This window comes from Klebsiella sp. 141240 (assembly GCF_050600805.1).
GTDB classification, from domain to species: Bacteria; Pseudomonadota; Gammaproteobacteria; order Enterobacterales; family Enterobacteriaceae; genus Klebsiella; species Klebsiella aerogenes.
The window spans coordinates 1-447 of sequence record NZ_JAQIRK010000071.1 but is presented as its reverse complement, the minus strand read 5'-3'; the positions used below and the strand labels follow the sequence as shown (position 1 = coordinate 447).

Annotated in this window: 1 pseudogene; it reads left to right on the top strand. The window is 64.4% G+C overall.

From position 1 onward, the window contains the following. A pseudogene (locus PGQ95_RS26385) lies at window positions 1-447 on the top strand (sodium-extruding oxaloacetate decarboxylase subunit alpha); the annotation flags it as partial.

Here is a 447-nt window from a genome sequence, read left to right as displayed (position 1 = left end):
GCCCACGCCCAGGGCACCCTCAGCTACACCACCAGCCCGGCGCACACCCTGCAGACCTGGCTCGACCTCACCGAACAGCTGCTGGAGACCGGCGTTGACTCCATCGCCATCAAGGACATGTCCGGCATCCTCACCCCGCATGCCGCCTTTGAGCTGGTCAGCGAAATCAAAAAACGCTATGCCGTCACCCTGCACCTGCACTGCCACGCCACCACCGGCATGGCGGAAATGGCGCTGCTGAAGGCCATTGAAGCCGGCGTCGACGGCGTCGATACCGCCATCTCCTCGATGAGCGCCACCTATGGCCACCCGGCCACCGAAGCGCTGGTGGCCACCCTCGCCGGTACCCGGCACGACACCGGCCTCGATATCCACAAGCTGGAGAGCATCGCCGCGTACTTCCGCGAGGTGCGCAAAAAATACCACGCCTTCGAAGGCCAGCTGAAA